This is a genomic window from Pseudomonas sp. P5_B3 (assembly GCF_056400405.1).
In genome coordinates, this window is record NZ_JBFULI010000009.1 from 142,964 (window position 1) to 159,188 (window position 16,225).

12 protein-coding genes, 1 pseudogene and 2 riboswitches are annotated in these 16,225 nt (G+C 59.5%); of the genes and pseudogenes, 9 read left to right on the forward strand and 4 right to left on the reverse strand.

Annotated features, from left to right (window positions below; genetic code table 11):
- Positions 1 to 65: 65 nt before the first annotated feature.
- Positions 66 to 278: riboswitch (cobalamin riboswitch) on the reverse strand.
- 205 nt (positions 279 to 483) lie between these two features.
- A riboswitch (cobalamin riboswitch) is annotated at positions 484 to 709 on the forward strand.
- 121 nt (positions 710 to 830) lie between these two features.
- The 4 genes from AC1DRN_RS08640 to cobM all read left to right on the forward strand — a co-directional run bounded on the left by AC1DRN_RS08640 (position 831) and on the right by cobM (position 2,981).
- Positions 831 to 1,022, forward strand: coding sequence for a CbtB domain-containing protein (locus AC1DRN_RS08640; RefSeq protein ID WP_223463282.1), 192 nt, complete (start codon positions 831 to 833; stop codon positions 1,020 to 1,022).
- A gap of 11 nt (positions 1,023 to 1,033) precedes the next feature.
- Positions 1,034 to 1,741, forward strand: coding sequence for a CbtA family protein (locus AC1DRN_RS08645; RefSeq protein ID WP_223463281.1), 708 nt, complete (start codon positions 1,034 to 1,036; stop codon positions 1,739 to 1,741).
- Complete coding sequence (locus tag AC1DRN_RS08650; RefSeq protein WP_102671349.1) at positions 1,738 to 2,151, forward strand: cobalamin biosynthesis protein; 414 nt, start codon at positions 1,738 to 1,740, stop codon at positions 2,149 to 2,151. The genes AC1DRN_RS08645 and AC1DRN_RS08650 overlap by 4 nt, the downstream gene beginning before the upstream one ends.
- An 83-nt stretch (positions 2,152 to 2,234) precedes the next feature.
- On the forward strand, positions 2,235 to 2,981 hold the full coding sequence (gene cobM, locus AC1DRN_RS08655) for a precorrin-4 C(11)-methyltransferase (RefSeq protein ID WP_223463279.1): 747 nt from the start codon (positions 2,235 to 2,237) through the stop codon (positions 2,979 to 2,981).
- A gap of 142 nt (positions 2,982 to 3,123) precedes the next feature.
- On the opposite strand, the gene nfuA is transcribed toward cobM, so the two are convergent.
- Entirely contained in the window at positions 3,124 to 3,708 is a 585-nt protein-coding gene (nfuA, locus tag AC1DRN_RS08660; protein ID WP_007912592.1) for a Fe-S biogenesis protein NfuA, read from the reverse strand.
- A gap of 134 nt (positions 3,709 to 3,842) precedes the next feature.
- Positions 3,843 to 6,140: a fatty acid cis/trans isomerase gene (locus tag AC1DRN_RS08665; RefSeq protein ID WP_457265930.1), complete on the reverse strand. Its 2,298-nt coding sequence runs from the start codon at positions 6,138 to 6,140 to the stop codon at positions 3,843 to 3,845.
- 156 nt (positions 6,141 to 6,296) lie between these two features.
- Between AC1DRN_RS08665 and metH the strand changes: the two genes are divergently transcribed.
- On the forward strand, positions 6,297 to 10,007 hold the full coding sequence (metH, locus tag AC1DRN_RS08670) for a methionine synthase (protein ID WP_477786669.1): 3,711 nt from the start codon (positions 6,297 to 6,299) through the stop codon (positions 10,005 to 10,007).
- Between the two features lie 155 nt (positions 10,008 to 10,162).
- Positions 10,163 to 10,381: a DUF2970 domain-containing protein gene (locus AC1DRN_RS08675; protein ID WP_223462860.1), complete on the forward strand. Its 219-nt coding sequence runs from the start codon at positions 10,163 to 10,165 to the stop codon at positions 10,379 to 10,381.
- 6 nt (positions 10,382 to 10,387) lie between these two features.
- On the opposite strand, the gene AC1DRN_RS08680 is transcribed toward AC1DRN_RS08675, so the two are convergent.
- Complete coding sequence (locus AC1DRN_RS08680; protein WP_223462859.1) at positions 10,388 to 11,473, reverse strand: ABC transporter substrate-binding protein; 1,086 nt, start codon at positions 11,471 to 11,473, stop codon at positions 10,388 to 10,390.
- A 523-nt stretch (positions 11,474 to 11,996) separates the two neighbouring features.
- On the opposite strand from AC1DRN_RS08680, the gene AC1DRN_RS08685 reads away from it, so the two are divergent.
- Both AC1DRN_RS08685 and AC1DRN_RS08690 read left to right on the forward strand, forming a co-directional pair.
- Positions 11,997 to 13,655, forward strand: coding sequence for a nitrite/sulfite reductase (locus AC1DRN_RS08685; RefSeq protein ID WP_223462858.1), 1,659 nt, complete (start codon positions 11,997 to 11,999; stop codon positions 13,653 to 13,655).
- Positions 13,639 to 14,133, forward strand: a complete 495-nt coding sequence (locus AC1DRN_RS08690) for a DUF934 domain-containing protein (protein ID WP_223462857.1) — start codon at positions 13,639 to 13,641, stop codon at positions 14,131 to 14,133. The genes AC1DRN_RS08685 and AC1DRN_RS08690 overlap by 17 nt, the downstream gene beginning before the upstream one ends.
- Positions 14,134 to 14,301: 168 nt before the next feature.
- Here AC1DRN_RS08690 and sohB read toward each other — a convergent pair whose 3' ends face one another.
- Complete coding sequence (gene sohB, locus AC1DRN_RS08695; RefSeq protein ID WP_223462856.1) at positions 14,302 to 15,324, reverse strand: protease SohB; 1,023 nt, start codon at positions 15,322 to 15,324, stop codon at positions 14,302 to 14,304.
- A 532-nt stretch (positions 15,325 to 15,856) separates the two neighbouring features.
- On the opposite strand from sohB, the pseudogene AC1DRN_RS08700 reads away from it, so the two are divergent.
- Positions 15,857 to 16,225 (forward strand): annotated as a pseudogene (locus AC1DRN_RS08700) (hypothetical protein); the annotation flags it as partial.

A 16,225-nucleotide genomic window follows, 5' to 3' on the forward strand; every position in this document is an offset into this window, starting at 1 on the left:
ACGACCGGCAACGCGGACGCGCGTGCCTGAAGAGTTCGCCACCGGATCACCCCGCCCGGTTGAAATTGAGAATCTGTAACGAGGCAGGTCTCCTGGCTGACGGTGCGCCGGCCTTGAGCCTGGCATTCGCTGCGCCTTCCCGCCGGCCTCATGGATTGAGTCAGCAGTGGCGTGGCAACGAACATCACCGTTCACAGTTGCGGGGGCAGCCGCGGCATCGACCGCGTTCCCTTCTTAGCTTCGACAAACGCCGAAGAACCTCGAAAGCGCAAGGCTACGCATGGTCTTGGGGCGGGTCAATGTTCATGCTGAGGTCTCTAGTGCCTGAAATGACGCCATCGCGAGCAAGCTCGCTCCCACAGGGGATCGAGTTCTGTCAGGAGCATGCGGTCAAATGTGGGAGCGAGCTTGCTCGCGATTGGGTCGACCCGGTTGCGAGTTGAGAACCCTTGCCAATTGACGCCCAGCCCCCGCCCATGCTCTCCTACACGCTTTGTTACGGGTGCCCTTCACAGGGTGAAACGGGAAACCGGTGAATCATGTGCTTTACTCTTAAGCCATGTCAGTCCGGTGCTGCCCCCGCAACGGTAAGCGAGCGAAGCGTCAGATCCACTGTGCCACTACGGCATGGGAAGGTGGCGCTTGCAGGATCAGGCAAACGCCTGCGCCCCTCGTGAGCCCGGAGACCGGCCCGCAACACAAAGTGACCAGTACGATCACTGAACCAACAAACCCGCGGTGGGCGGGCGCTGTTTGAACCTCTGCGCGGCTGGTCGTGCGGGGGTTTGCATGCGCTCTTATTCCCCGCTGACAGACCAGAGGGAAACGCCATGTCGATCATCAGCAGCGCCGAACACACATCCGCGAGCACCACCTCAACCCTGACCCAACGTCTGAGCGCCGCCGTCTGCGCGTCGATCCTGGGTGCGTGCCTGGTGTATTTCGCCGGTTTCTCGCACATCGAAGCAGTGCACAACGCCGCCCACGATACCCGTCACAGCTCCGCGTTCCCGTGCCATTGAGAGCTGTCGACATGATCAAGCGTATTGCGCAAACCGCAGGTTTCACCGGGCTGCTGGCCGCCCTGCTGCTGACCCTGCTGCAAAGCTTCTGGGTCGCTCCGCTGATATTGCAGGCCGAGACTTACGAAAAAGCCGAACCGGCCGCTGTTGAAATGCATGAGCACGCCGACGGTGCGATGGCTGCCCACACTCACGATGCGCAAGCCTGGGAGCCGGAAGACGGCTGGCAGCGCGTGCTGTCGACCACCGGCGGCAATCTGGTGGTAGCGGTCGGTTTCGCCCTGATGCTCGCCGGCCTGTACACCTTGCGTGCGCCGACCAAAACCTCCCAGGGCCTGCTCTGGGGCCTGGCCGGTTATGCGACGTTCGTGCTCGCACCGACGCTCGGCCTGCCACCTGAATTGCCCGGCACTGCCGCAGCCGATCTGGCACAACGGCAACTGTGGTGGATCGGCACCGCCGCCTCCACCGCCGTCGGTATCGCCCTGATCGTATTCAGCCGTCACTGGCTGATGAAAGTCCTCGGTGTGGCAATCCTTGCCGTTCCTCATGTGATTGGCGCACCGCAACCGCAAGTGCATTCGATGCTCGCTCCAGAGGCGCTGGAAACCCAGTTCAAAGTCGCTTCGCAACTGACCAACGTGGCGTTCTGGCTGGCCCTGGGCCTGATCAGCGCCTGGTTGTTCCGTCGTAAAAGCGATGGACAATACCACGCATGACTGACGTCAGCACAGCACCGACCCTGGTGGTCGGCCTGGGCTGCCAACGGGGCTGCCCCGTCAGCACGTTGCTGGCGCTGCTCGATCAGGCACTGGAGGCGCACCAGATTGCTCGTCATGAAATCAAGGCCCTGGCCAGCATCGACTCGAAGCGTGACGAACCTGCGCTAATCGAACTGGCTCAGCAGCTTGGCCTGGAGTTGATGTATTTCAGCAGTGAACAACTGGCCGCATATGAACCGCAACTCAGTCATCAATCGCAAATAGCGTTTGAACGCACCGGTTGCTACGGCGTGGCGGAAAGCGCCGCACTGGCCCTGGCGGAACAACTGGCCCAGGCCCCGGCAAAACTGCTGATTCCACGACAAAAATATGCTCAGGCAACCTTGGCATTGGCCGGCGCTGCGTAAAAAACCGATAATCCCCGCCTTCGATCATGAACACTCTTCATCTGAAGCCCTGCTCAGTCCCTTTTTCCCCACAGGAACCGACGATGACCGTCTACTTCATTGGCGCAGGTCCCGGCGACCCCGAACTGATTACCGTCAAGGGCCAGCGGCTGATTCGCAGCTGTCCGGTGATCATTTATGCCGGCTCCCTGGTGCCTGCCGCCGTACTGGAAGGTCATTGTGCCGAACAGGTGGTCAACAGCGCCGAACTGCACCTGGAACAGATCATCGACCTGATCAAGAGCGCCCACGCCAAAGGCCAGGATGTTGCCCGGGTGCACTCCGGCGATCCGAGCCTGTATGGCGCCATTGGCGAACAGATTCGCTATCTGCGTGAACTGAACATTGCGTTCGAAATCGTCCCAGGCGTAACGGCCACAGCCGCTTGCGCCGCGCTTTTGGGCGCAGAACTGACGCTGCCGGACGTATCCCAGAGCGTGATCCTGACGCGCTACGCCGACAAGACCACCATGCCAACCGGAGAGGAGTTCTCCAGCCTCGCGCAACACGGCGCGACCATGGCGATCCACTTGGGGGTTAATAACTTGGCGAAGATCGTTGAGGAACTGCTGCCCCATTACGGCGCCGATTGCCCGATTGCGGTGGTGCACCGCGCGAGCTGGCCGGATCAGGATTGGGTGGTGGGAACGCTCGAGGATATTGCCGGGAAGGTTGAAGCCAAGGGCTTTCGCCGTACGGCGTTGATTCTGGTGGGTCGGGTGCTGGGTAGTGACCACTTCAGTGAGTCGTCGCTGTATCGCGCGGGGCATGCTCATTTGTATCGCCCGTAGGGCCCCATCGCGAGCAAGCTCGCTCCCACATTGAAATGCGGTCAACTGTGGGAGCGAGCTTGCTCGCGATGGCGTCAGTAAATTTCACCCATAAAAAAACGGCGCTCACGGTGCGCCGTTTTTTGATTTCGCAGCGAACACCTTAGTAGTAGGCGTTTTCTTTCTGCGTGTGGTCGGTCACGTCACGAACGCCCTTGAGCTCGGGAATGCGCTCGAGCAAGGTGCGCTCGATGCCTTCCTTCAGCGTCACGTCGGCCTGGCCGCAGCCCTGGCAACCACCGCCGAACTGCAGGACGGCGATGCCGTCTTCGACCACGTCGATCAGGCTGACCTGACCGCCGTGGCTGGCCAGCCCCGGGTTGATCTCGGTTTGCAGGTAGTAGTTGATGCGCTCGTTGACCGGGCTGTCGGCGTTGACCATCGGTACTTTGGCGTTTGGCGCCTTGATGGTCAGCTGGCCGCCCATGCGGTCGGTGGCGTAGTCGACAACCGCATCGTCCAGGAAGGCTTCGCTGAAGTGGTCGATGTACGCGGTGAAGCTTTTCAGCCCCAGCGCGGTGTCTTCGGGTTTTTCTTCGCCCGGCTTGCAGTAGGCAATGCAGGTTTCGGCGTACTGGGTGCCAGGCTGGGTGATGAAGACGCGGATGCCGATGCCCGGGGTGTTCTGCTTGGACAGCAGATCAGCCAGATAATCGTGGGCGGCGTCAGTGATGGTAATAGCGGTCATGGAAACTCCTCGCAGGCTTGGACGCAGTTTACGCCAATCAATGCGCCGGACAAAGTCCTAGTATTTTTGTCGGGAAAAGAAACACCAATATCCCTGTGGGAGCGAGCTTGCTCCCGCAGGGGGTCTGCGGTAGATCAGAGATTCTCGTAGCGGTTCATGTCCAGCACGCCCTCTTCCACCGGATCGGTTTCCTGGATGTAGCGGCTCAGGTCATGGAAATAAACCCAGAATTGCGGATGGCTGCGGCGTATTCCCCAACGTTCGACGATTTTCTCGAAGCTGTCGGTGTCCTTGGCGCTTTCCATCGCATCCACAAAGTCCGGCACTTGCCCGGCCGGAATGTTGAACATGAAGTTCGGATAGCTGCTGAGCACACCCGGGAAAATCGTCAGGGTGTCGAGCCCCGGCTGATAGCGCAGCGATTCACCGAGCAGGAATGCGACGTTACTGTGGGCACGGTTGCGCAACAGGCTGTAGACCTCACGCTTGCCGCTGCTGGTTTCGATGCGCAGCAGGGTCGCTTCCGGGAGCTGATCAATCACTTTCAACCCGGCCGCCGGACGGGAAGTCAGGCGGCTTAGCGCCTGCTCGGCACTTTGCAGGTCCGGATCGATGTTCGGCCGCGAACAGTAAGCGCCGTCGCAGCGATTGATCGGGTCGGGCCTGGCATTGAGATCGCCGTAACGGGCCAGCAATTGCCGGGCGAAATCCCGCTTGGGATCCTGCGAATCAAGACTCAACGCAGTCGGCTTGTCATCGTCGATGGACTCGTAGTCCAGCCACATCTTGAATTTGCCACTGTTTTGATACCAGTCGTCGAGGTAGCCATCCCGGGAATCGGCGGGCATCAGGCGCAGGAAATTCTGCTCGGCACCATTGCGGATCAGGTCGAAATACAGCCGCGTCTGGGCCTGGTGGGACACGTTGCCGAACACATCGAAGTTCACTGCCAGTTGATAGTAGGTGCGCTCCAGCAGCGGATAGTCGAATAGCCAAATGGTTTGCGGCACGTCGCCGATCAGGCCTTTGGTCACAGAAGCGCTGTCGAAATGGCGGAAGATGCTCAGCAGCGCATTGTCATTGCCGGCCCACAGGGTCGACCAGCTCGGCGCCGGCTCATCGGCGTAGCTGTCCCGGCGCAAGGCTTCGTATTCGTTACGCTTGTCGCGGTAGTCGTGCCACAGGCTGAGGACGCTGCCGACATCATCGTTCTGCCCCGGCATCGCCAGCAACGGCGTGGCCTGCCCGCGATAGTTCGGATCGGTGACATACAGGTCGTGCTCGGGCGCCTGGAAAAACGCCCAGAAATTATCGCGGATCACGTCCGTGGCGATCTGACCGCGACACACCGGCCCACGGATAAAGGTGCGCACGAAGTACTCGGCGTTATCGAGCATGAACTGATAGCGCGCCTGGGCCGGAATCGCTTCGAAGGTGGCAAACGGGTTGGCCCGGCTCTGCGGCCCGTAGCCCGGCAATGCGTCGACCTGCCAGTTGCCGCTGTAGAACAGGCTCTTGACCCGCGCCAGCTTCGCCGCACTCAACGCATAGGTGATGTGGGTCTTGTGCACGATCACGCCCTGCACCGGCCACAAGCGATAGTAGAACTGCGTGCCCGGATCATCGTTCGGGCGACGGGTGTTGATCAGGTCAATCGGCTGGCCGGTCGGGGTGCGCGAACGCACCCACTGGAAGTAATGCCCGGACTCGCCATCCTTGAAGTAGAGATGGGCGAGGAACCAGTGCTCGTACAGCCATCGCCCCACCAGGCTTTCCCGGGCGCCCGGGGAGTTGAGCAGGCTTTCCCATTGGATCACTTCCTGGGCTTCTTTGGCGCTCGGGACCAGGCCCTGCCGGTCGATGGGCGCCCCTGCCGCCAGCCAGCGTTGCAGCGTCTGGTACTGCTGGTCGGTCAGGCCGGTCACTGCCAGCGGCATACCCTCCTTCGGATGCCTGGCGGCGTAGCCGTCGAACTCCCCGGGCATGGCGCACATGTTTTCCCGGTTCAGGCCCAGGACGATGTCTTCCGGCAGCCTGGCGTTGGGCTGCAATGGGGTTTTGTGGCCCAGTTCCAGCATCCGCGCCATCAATGCGGCCTGGCTGCCCTGGGCATCGAGCACCGAATAGAAGCCCTTTTGCTGCCAGGCCTGTTTGCCGGAGGCGTCATAGAATAGTCGGGTCGGCGCAACAGCCTGCCGGCGGTCCCCGTCGTAGACCGGGACTTTCGTCGCGCCACGTGCCGCGCCCTCGCCGCTGCCCAGATTGAGCTGACAGGCGGCGTCGTTGCAGGCGTGGCAGGCCACGCACTTTTCAGTGAAGATCGGTTGAATGTCGCGGCTGTATGAAATGACGGAAGAAATCGCCGGACTTTGCGCCACAGCGCCCCAGCTTAAAAACAACAGCAATGTGCCGATGACGAAGCGATACGACATGTCCCTGGTCCTGAATCCTGAAAAAACGCCGCGATTCTACCGGTCTGTCACCCTTGCCAACATGAACGATATTCATGCAAAACCGAGTCATGCTCTAAAAGCGCACAGGTTTGCTATCATCCCTGCCCTTCGTCATGGTCTTACCGAGTAGTCCAAATGTCCGATCGCAGCGTTCGCCTTCAAGCTCTCAAGCACGCCCTCAAAGAGCGCATCCTGATTCTCGATGGCGGTATGGGCACGATGATCCAGAGCTACAAGCTCGAAGAGCAGGATTACCGTGGCAAACGCTTCGCTGACTGGCCAAGCGATGTCAAAGGCAACAACGATCTGCTGGTACTGACTCGCCCGGACGTGATTGGCGGCATTGAAAAAGCCTACCTGGACGCTGGCGCCGACATTCTGGAAACCAACACCTTCAACGCCACCCAGATCTCCCTGGCTGACTATGGCATGCAAGGCCTTGCCTACGAGTTAAACGTAGAAGGCGCTCGCCTGGCGCGCAAGGTCGCCGACGCCAAGACCCTGGAAACTCCGGACAAGCCGCGATTCGTCGCCGGCGTGCTCGGCCCTACAAGTCGCACCTGCTCGTTGTCCCCGGATGTGAACAACCCCGGCTACCGCAACGTGACCTTCGATGAGCTGGTGGAGAACTACACCGAATCCACCAAAGGCCTGATCGAAGGCGGCGCCGACCTGATCCTGATCGAAACCATTTTCGACACACTGAACGCCAAGGCCGCGATCTTCGCCGTCCAGGGCGTGTTCGAAGAACTGGGCGTCGAACTGCCGATCATGATTTCCGGCACCATCACTGACGCCTCGGGCCGCACGCTGTCCGGCCAGACCACTGAAGCCTTCTGGAACTCCGTGGCCCACGCCAAGCCGATTTCCGTCGGCCTGAACTGCGCCCTCGGCGCCCGCGAACTGCGCCCGTACCTCGAAGAGCTGTCGAACAAGGCCAACACCCACGTTTCCGCGCACCCGAACGCCGGCCTGCCGAACGAATTCGGCGAGTACGACGAACTGCCATCGGAAACCGCCAAGGTCATCGAAGAATTCGCCCAGAGCGGCTTCCTCAACATCGTCGGCGGTTGCTGCGGCACCACGCCGGGCCACATCGAAGCCATCGCCAAGGCCGTGGCCGGTTATGCGCCGCGCGAGATTCCGGACATTCCCAAGGCGTGCCGCCTCTCGGGCCTTGAGCCGTTCACCATCGATCGCAGTTCGCTGTTCGTCAACGTCGGCGAGCGGACCAACATCACCGGTTCCGCCAAGTTCGCCCGCCTGATCCGCGAGGACAACTACACCGAAGCCCTGGAAGTCGCCCTGCAGCAAGTCGAGGCCGGCGCCCAGGTGATCGACATCAACATGGACGAAGGGATGCTCGATTCGAAGAAGGCCATGGTGACCTTCCTCAATCTGATTGCCGGCGAACCGGACATCTCCCGCGTGCCGATCATGATCGACTCCTCCAAGTGGGAAGTGATCGAAGCCGGCCTGAAATGCATCCAGGGCAAGGGCATCGTCAACTCGATCAGCATGAAAGAAGGCGTCGAGCAGTTCATTCATCACGCCAAACTGTGCAAGCGCTACGGCGCCGCGGTAGTGGTGATGGCCTTCGACGAAGCCGGCCAGGCCGACACCGAAGCGCGCAAGAAAGAAATCTGCAAGCGCTCCTACGATATTCTGGTCAACGAAGTGGACTTCCCGCCGGAAGACATCATCTTCGACCCGAACATCTTCGCGGTGGCCACCGGTATCGAAGAGCACAACAACTACGCCGTCGATTTCATCAATGCCTGTGCTTACATCCGCGACGAGCTACCGTATGCGCTGACCTCCGGTGGCGTGTCCAACGTGTCGTTCTCGTTCCGTGGCAACAACCCGGTGCGCGAGGCAATCCATTCGGTATTCCTGCTGTACGCAATCCGCGCCGGGCTGACCATGGGCATCGTCAACGCCGGCCAACTGGAGATCTACGACCAGATCCCGGTGGAACTGCGCGACGCCGTGGAAGACGTGATCCTCAACCGCACCCCGGAAGGCACCGACGCCCTCCTCGCCATCGCCGACAAATACAAGGGCGACGGCAGTGTCAAGGAAGCCGAGACCGAAGAGTGGCGCAACTGGGACGTCAACAAGCGTCTGGAGCATGCGCTGGTCAAAGGCATCACCACCCACATCGTTGAAGACACCGAAGAGTCGCGCCAATCCTTCGCCCGCCCGATCGAAGTGATCGAAGGCCCGTTGATGGCCGGCATGAACATCGTCGGCGACCTGTTCGGTGCCGGTAAAATGTTCCTGCCGCAAGTGGTGAAATCCGCTCGCGTGATGAAGCAGGCCGTGGCGCACCTGATCCCGTTCATCGAACTGGAAAAAGGCGACAAGCCAGAGGCCAAGGGCAAGATCCTGATGGCGACCGTCAAAGGCGACGTGCACGACATCGGCAAGAACATCGTTGGCGTAGTGCTGGGCTGTAACGGCTATGACATCGTCGACCTCGGCGTGATGGTGCCGGCGGAGAAAATCCTCCAGGTGGCCAAGGAACAGAAGTGCGACATCATTGGCCTGTCCGGCCTGATCACCCCGTCGCTGGATGAAATGGTCCACGTCGCCCGCGAAATGCAGCGTCAGGACTTCCACCTGCCGTTGATGATCGGTGGCGCCACCACCTCCAAGGCGCACACGGCGGTGAAGATCGAGCCCAAGTACAGCAACGACGCGGTGATCTACGTCACCGACGCCTCCCGCGCCGTGGGCGTGGCGACCCAGTTGCTGTCCAGGGAACTCAAGGCTGGTTTCGTCGAGAAAACCCGCCAGGACTACATCGAGGTTCGCGAGCGCACTGCCAACCGCAGCGCCCGCACCGAACGCCTGAGCTACGGCGCGGCCATCGCCAAGAAGCCGCAATTCGACTGGGCGAGCTACACACCGGTCAAACCGACTTTCACCGGTACGCGGGTGCTGGACAACATCGACCTCAACGTTCTGGCCGAATACATCGACTGGACGCCGTTTTTCATATCCTGGGACCTGGCCGGCAAGTTCCCGCGCATCCTCCAGGACGAAGTGGTCGGTGAAGCCGCCACCTCGCTATACAAAGATGCCCGGGAAATGCTCACCAAACTGATCGACGAGAAACTGATCAGCGCCCGTGCGGTGTTCGGCTTCTGGCCGGCCAACCAGGTGCATGACGACGACATCGAGCTCTATGGCGATGACGGCAAGCCAATGGCCAAGCTGCACCACCTGCGCCAGCAGATCATCAAGACCGACGGCAAGCCGAACTTCTCCCTGGCCGACTTCGTTGCGCCCAAAGACAGTGAAGTGACCGACTACGTGGGTGGCTTCATCACCACCGCGGGGATCGGTGCCGAAGAGGTCGCCAAGGCCTACCAGGACGCCGGCGACGATTACAACTCGATCATGGTCAAGGCCCTGGCCGACCGCCTGGCCGAGGCCTGCGCCGAGTGGCTGCACCAGCAGGTGCGAAAAGACTACTGGGGTTACGCCAAGGATGAGACGCTGGACAACGAGGCGCTGATCAAAGAGCAATACACCGGCATCCGCCCGGCTCCGGGCTACCCGGCGTGCCCGGATCACACCGAGAAGGCCCAGCTGTTCGCCCTACTCGATCCAGAAGCCCAGGAAATGCGCGCAGGCCGCAGCGGCGTGTTCCTCACCGAACACTACGCCATGTTCCCGGCGGCAGCGGTCAGCGGCTGGTACTTCGCTCACCCGCAGGCGCAATACTTTGCCGTGGGCAAGATCGACAAGGACCAGGTGCAGAGCTACACCTCGCGCAAAGGCCAGGAGCTGAGCGTGACCGAGCGTTGGCTGGCGCCGAACCTGGGTTACGACAACTAACCCCCATCCCCTGTGGGAGCGTGGCTTGCCCGCGATGGACGCGCCGCGGTTTCACAGGGAAAACGCGTCATCGTTCATCGCGGGCAAGCCACGCTCCCACAGGTTTCGGGTGTATTGTCTATGCTTACCTCTCATGTATTGATGACGAGGGTTTTATGGACGATCCAGTCGACAACAAGCCACCAACCTTCTGGCAAATGCTGCACAGCGTCATGGCCGCGGCGTTCGGGGTGCAAAGCGGGAAAAACCGGGCGCGTGACTTCACTCACGGTAAGCCGAGTCATTTCGTGATTCTGGGGATTCTGTTCACGGCAGTGTTCGCGTTGACACTGTTTGGCATCGTCAAACTGGTGTTGCACCTGGCGGGTATCTGAACCGACTCAGTGCATCAGGGCTTGCAGACTGAACGGGTAGCGCCAGGACGCCGGCTGCCCCTTGGCCGAGAGTTTCTGGAAATCCACACCGTAATCCTGAGTGGTGCTCAAAGCCAGCAATCGCCTGGCTTGTGCGTGATCGATCAGCTGCAACAACGGAACCTGCCGGTCGCGCCCACCATACTGGCTGACATCCACCCCCTGGTCGTAGTCATGCAACTGCACCAGCGCCCAACCACCCAGAGTGAAGTGGCCGCCCAACAGCACACTCAACCGCCCATCCAACAGCGCCTGTAACGCGGCCGGTGAATTGTTGATGGCGCTGAATAGCGCGTCCTTGCCGGGCTGGCCTCCGGTTTCGGCATAAGCCTGCATGGCGCCAAAGGCCATTTCATCGTTGGCCGACCAGACCAGCGACGTTTGCGGATAACGCTTGAACAACAACCTGGCCTGTTCATAGGCGCGCTCGCGGGTCCAGCTGCCATAGACCAACTGGCGCAACCGCACTTCAGGGTGTTCGGCCAATGCCCGCATCATGCCCTTCTCACGCTGTTGCGCGGCTGGCGTGATCTTCAGGCCGGAAAAGGCCAGCAGATCAATGACCTGACCGGGCGCGACCGGGCGATGCAGGCGAATCAGCTGCTTGAGCATCAAGTAGCCGCCCTCCTCATTGTTGGGCACCAGGCTGCCCAACCAGTCGGAATACTTGTCCGGCTGAGCGCCGAGCAGGCGCATCTGGTCTGCGGTCAGGCCGTTGTTGACCAAAAACAGCTTCACACCGCTGCCTTGAGCCAGACGCAGGATTTCGGGCGCAACGTACAGTTCGTTGACGAACACCAGATAGTCCGGTCGATTCGGCCCTTGCAGAGCCTCGCGGGCCTGCTTGAGTGTGGTTTCAGCGTTTCGCTCGGAATACTGGATGTGCAAATCCATGCCCAGGTCCTTGGCCGCGGCCTGCATGAATTGCGAGTAACTGACCCAGAACGTCTCCTGGGTGGTCCCTGGATTGAGGAACAATACGGACGCCGCCTGGACACATGGTCCCCAGACCATACCCAGCGCCAGCACTGCACCACAGAAGAACTTCAACATTGATCGTCCGAGCCCCCGGAAATTCGCCGCGCATTATAGCCAGCGAGCCTCCGTAAAACGGCGATTTTTCCGGTTTTTGTCAGACAATCGTCGGAACCGGGCCCGGACGGGGTCGTTTACTGATGGCTGACCCAGAAAACCGCCGTCCCCACGACCAGAATGATCAGGAACAAAATTGCCCAGGCATCAACAGTACTATCGCTTTTCCGTGCTTTGGTTGGGTTGCTCATTGCATCGCCTCTTGTCGGTTTTATCGGTGATTGCATAAAGACTCGAGCAGAGTAAAGACGACGATTGCCCGCACCACAAACAAGGGCTTTGCAACAACGATTCTCATTAGGCGATTTGGTTCTTTACATATGCTCAAACATCACTTTTACGCATAACTGCAAACTGGTATCTTGCCCCAGCTCCGTAGGGAGTGCGCGGCCGTGCGCGCAGAATTGCCGAGGTTTTATCGGACGCCAGCAAGCCAAAAAACGCCGCTGTTTCCGACCGGCCCAAGCCTGAGAACAGGACTTATATGTACGTATACGACGAATACGATCAGCGGATCATCGAGGACCGCGTAAAGCAGTTCCGTGATCAGACCCGACGCTATCTGGCAGGCGAGCTGAGCGAAGAAGAATTCCGCCCCCTGCGCCTGCAAAATGGCCTTTATATCCAGCGTTTCGCGCCTATGTTGCGAGTCGCCGTGCCTTACGGCCAGCTGACTTCGCGCCAGGTGCGAATGATGGCCAAAATTGCCCGTGACTACGACAAGGGCTACGCCCACATCAGTACCCGGCAGAACGTGCAGTTCAACTGGCCGGCCGTGGAAGACATTCCGGACATTCTCGCTGAACTGGCCACCGTGCAGATGCACGCGATCCAGACCAGCGGCAACTGCCTGCGCAACGTCACCACCGACCAGTTCGCCGGTGTCGCCTTCGATGAGCTGATCGACCCGCGCCCATGGTGCGAGATCGTCCGCCAGTGGACCACGTTCCACCCGGAATTCGCTTATCTGCCGCGCAAGTTCAAGATCGCCGTCAACGGTTCTACCTCCGACCGCGCCGCCATCGAAGTCCACGACATTGGCCTTGAGCCGGTGCACAACGCCGCCGGCGAACTGGGTTTCCGCGTGCTGGTCGGTGGTGGCCTTGGCCGTACGCCGGTCGTGGGCGCGTTCATCAATGAATTCCTGCCGTGGCAAGACCTGTTGAGCTACCTCGACGCCATCCTGCGGGTCTACAACCGCTATGGCCGTCGCGACAACAAGTACAAGGCGCGGATCAAGATTCTGGTGAAAGCGCTGACGCCTGAAGTCTTCGCACAGAAAGTCGACGCGGAAATGGAACACCTTCGCGGTGGCCAGACCACCTTGACCGAAGCCGAAGTGCAGCGCGTCGCCAAGCATTTCGTCGACCCGGACTACAAGGCGCTGGAAAACCAGGCCGCCGCCCTGGCCGAGCTCGACCAGCAGCATCCGGGCTTTGCCCGCTGGCGCGTGCGCAATACCCTGGCCCACAAGAAGCCGGGTTATGTCGCCGTGACCCTGTCCCTGAAGCCGACCGGCGTTGCACCGGGCGACATCACCGACAAACAGCTCGACGCCGTGGCCGACCTGGCCGACCGTTACAGTTTCGGTCAACTGCGCACTTCCCACGAGCAGAACATCATCCTGGCCGACGTTGAACAGAGCCAGCTGTTCGCCATGTGGGGCGAGTTGCGTGAGCAAGGTTTCGCCACGCCGAACATCGGTTTGCTGACCGACATCATCTGCTGCCCGGGTGGCGACTTCTGCTCCCTGGCCAACGCCAAGTCGATCCCGATCGCCGAATCGATCCAGCGCCGTTTCGACGACCTGGACTACCTGTTCGACATCGGCGAACTGGACCTGAACATCTCCGGTTGCATGAACGCCTGTGGTCACCACCACGTCGGTCACATCGGCATCCTCGGGGTGGACAAGAAAGGCGAAGAGTTCTATCAGGTTTCCCTCGGCGGCAGCGCCAGCCGTGACGCCAGCCTGGGCAAGATCCTCGGCCCGTCCTTTGCCCAGGAAGCCATGCCTGACGTGATCGAAAAGCTGATCGACGTGTACATTGAACAACGTACCGAAGACGAGCGCTTCATCGACACCTATCAGCGTATTGGCATCGACCTCTTCAAGGAGCGTGTCTATGCAGCGAATCATTAAGAACAACGAGGTCGTCGACGAGACCTGGCACCTGCTGCCCAAGGATTTCAACATCGACCAGATCAGCAACTGTGACGATCTCATCGTGCCGTTGCAGCTGTGGCGCGAACACAGCCGTATGCTCCTGGCCCGCGATGGCGGCCTGGGCATCTGGCTGGACGCCGATGAAGAGGCCGAGGAAATCGGTGAAGACGTGGCGCAGTTCCAGGTCATCGCCCTGAACTTCCCGGCCTTCACCGATGGCCGCAACTACTCCAACGCCCGCCTGCTGCGTGACCGTTATGGTTTCAAGGGCGAACTGCGGGCAATTGGTGATGTGCTGCGCGATCAGTTGTTCTACATGCACCGCTGTGGTTTCGATGCGTTCGCCATTCGCCCCGACAAAGATCCGCACGAAGCCCTGGAAGGTCTCAAGGACTTCTCGGTGAGCTATCAGGCAGCGACCGACGAACCGCTGCCGCTGTTCCGTCGCCGTTGATGTCCCAGGCCTTGAACTCTTTGCTGGGTTCAAGGCCGTCCTCCAGGCCTGTTCGGTGATCACCGGCAACGGCCGCCCCATCGTTACCCAATCGCGGTAAAGCCTGGCTCGATCATCAAAATCGCGGAAAATCCGCGGTTTGATTTTTTGCAGGTGCCCGCTAAAGGCTTACCAGAAGCGTTGCTGAGTCAAGCGGCTCCACCAGCTCAGTAGCACCCGATCGACCGAGCCGCTGGCGGCAATGCCAATGCGCTCTGGCAGGCTTTTGCGTTCGGTGTAATGCAAGTGATAGAGCTCGGACTGCCTGGCCCGCTCGGCGAGGTATTCATCGCTGGTCTTGAGTTCGTCGACCAGATGCTTGTCCAGCGCCGCGACGCCAAGCCAGATTTCACCGGTGGCCACTTCGTCGATAGCCAGTTGCGGGCGATAGCGCGACACGAAGTTCTTGAACAGTTGATGGGTGATGTCCAGATCCTGCTGGAACTTCTCCCGCCCCTTCTCGGTGTTTTCACCAAACACGGTCAGGGTGCGCTTGTATTCACCGGCGGTCAGCACTTCGAAATCGATGTCGTGCTTTTTCAGCAGGCGATTGACGTTGGGCAACTGCGCCACCACGCCAATCGAGCCGAGGATCGCGAAGGGTGCGCTGATGATCTTCTGGCCGATGCACGCCATCATGTAGCCGCCACTGGCCGCGACCTTGTCGATGCACACGGTCAAGGGCACGCCGGCTTCGCGGATGCGTGCCAGTTGCGAAGAAGCCAGGCCGTAGCTGTGAACCATGCCGCCGCCGCTTTCCAGGCGCAGCACCACTTCGTCCTTCGGCGTGGCAAGGGTCAGCAAGGCTGTGATTTCGTGGCGCAGGCTTTCGGTGGCTGAAGCCTTGATATCGCCGTTGAAATCCAGCACGAACACCCGGGATTTGGCCTCGGTTTTGTTCTTCTGTTTCTTGTCGGTTTTAGCCTGCGTCTTGCGCAAGGCCTTGAGCTGGTCCTTGTCGAGCAAGGTTTGCTCCAGGCGCTCGCGCAGCCCTTTGTAGAAATCATTGAGCTTGCTGACCTGCAACTGGCCGGAGGATTTGCGCCGCCCTTTGCTGCGCAAGGCCGCAAAGCTGGCCAGGACCACCAGAATGGCGATCACCAGGGTCACGGTCTTGGCCAGGAAAACGGCGTACTCGGAAAAAAACTCCACAAAGGCACCTCGAAGGCTTGAAAGCTTCATTCTACGGGCATTTTTCAATGAGTGTCTAACATCGTTCTAACGCTGGTCTAACACTTTGAGCCCGTGAGAGCTACCACCAGCGGCCCCGAATAATCAGCCTTCTGGGGGTCCTTATCGCCTGCCCGTGAGGGGTCCTTATGGCGCCCGCGAGGACCTGCGCGAGGGCATACGGGGGAACCTGAGCCTGTAGATGCAATGAGGTGGTCATTCCCAAATTTTCTGTATTTTATCGTTAAGGTCCCTTGAGGTGCCCGTACAGCCAAAAGGCCAGATGGACAACCACACAGACCAGATAGGCAGCCTGTAGGGTGTCCATGGGGTTTCTCCTTTAGGTTGTTTCTTACAGCCCCCCGTGACTTTTAGGGTGAGCATCGAGGCCCACTGGTCCTCTCTCGAAACCATGCCAGACTCACTAACATAGCTCTACTGGTAGAGTAGCGTCGCTTGGCATCAAAGTAAGAAGCCATCAATGATGTTCGCAACCAATCTATAAGGAATATTTGTGCGTGATCAAGAGCGCGATGAGTCAATGAACGACGACAGCTTGAGCATGGTTGATAGTGCTGGAGCTTTTATCGGTGTGACCAGTTTGATGAAGGCTGCAAGGACTGAGGATGAAATAGGATGTGTGCTAAGAAGTCATTTGATAGCTGAAAGCATCATGGAGAAATACTTAGTTAGTAGAACTCAAGCAAAACTGTCTCGGTTTTTTAATTTCAAAGATGGACGAATGAGCTTTTCCGTAAAAGTTCAACTTTGTCTGGCCTTTGGAATGCCAATAGAGTTTGGTGAGTTCTTAGTGGGCCTGAATAAAATAAGGAATAAGTTTGGTCATGATGTGGACTCCGAGTTAAATTCAAGGGAGCTTGAT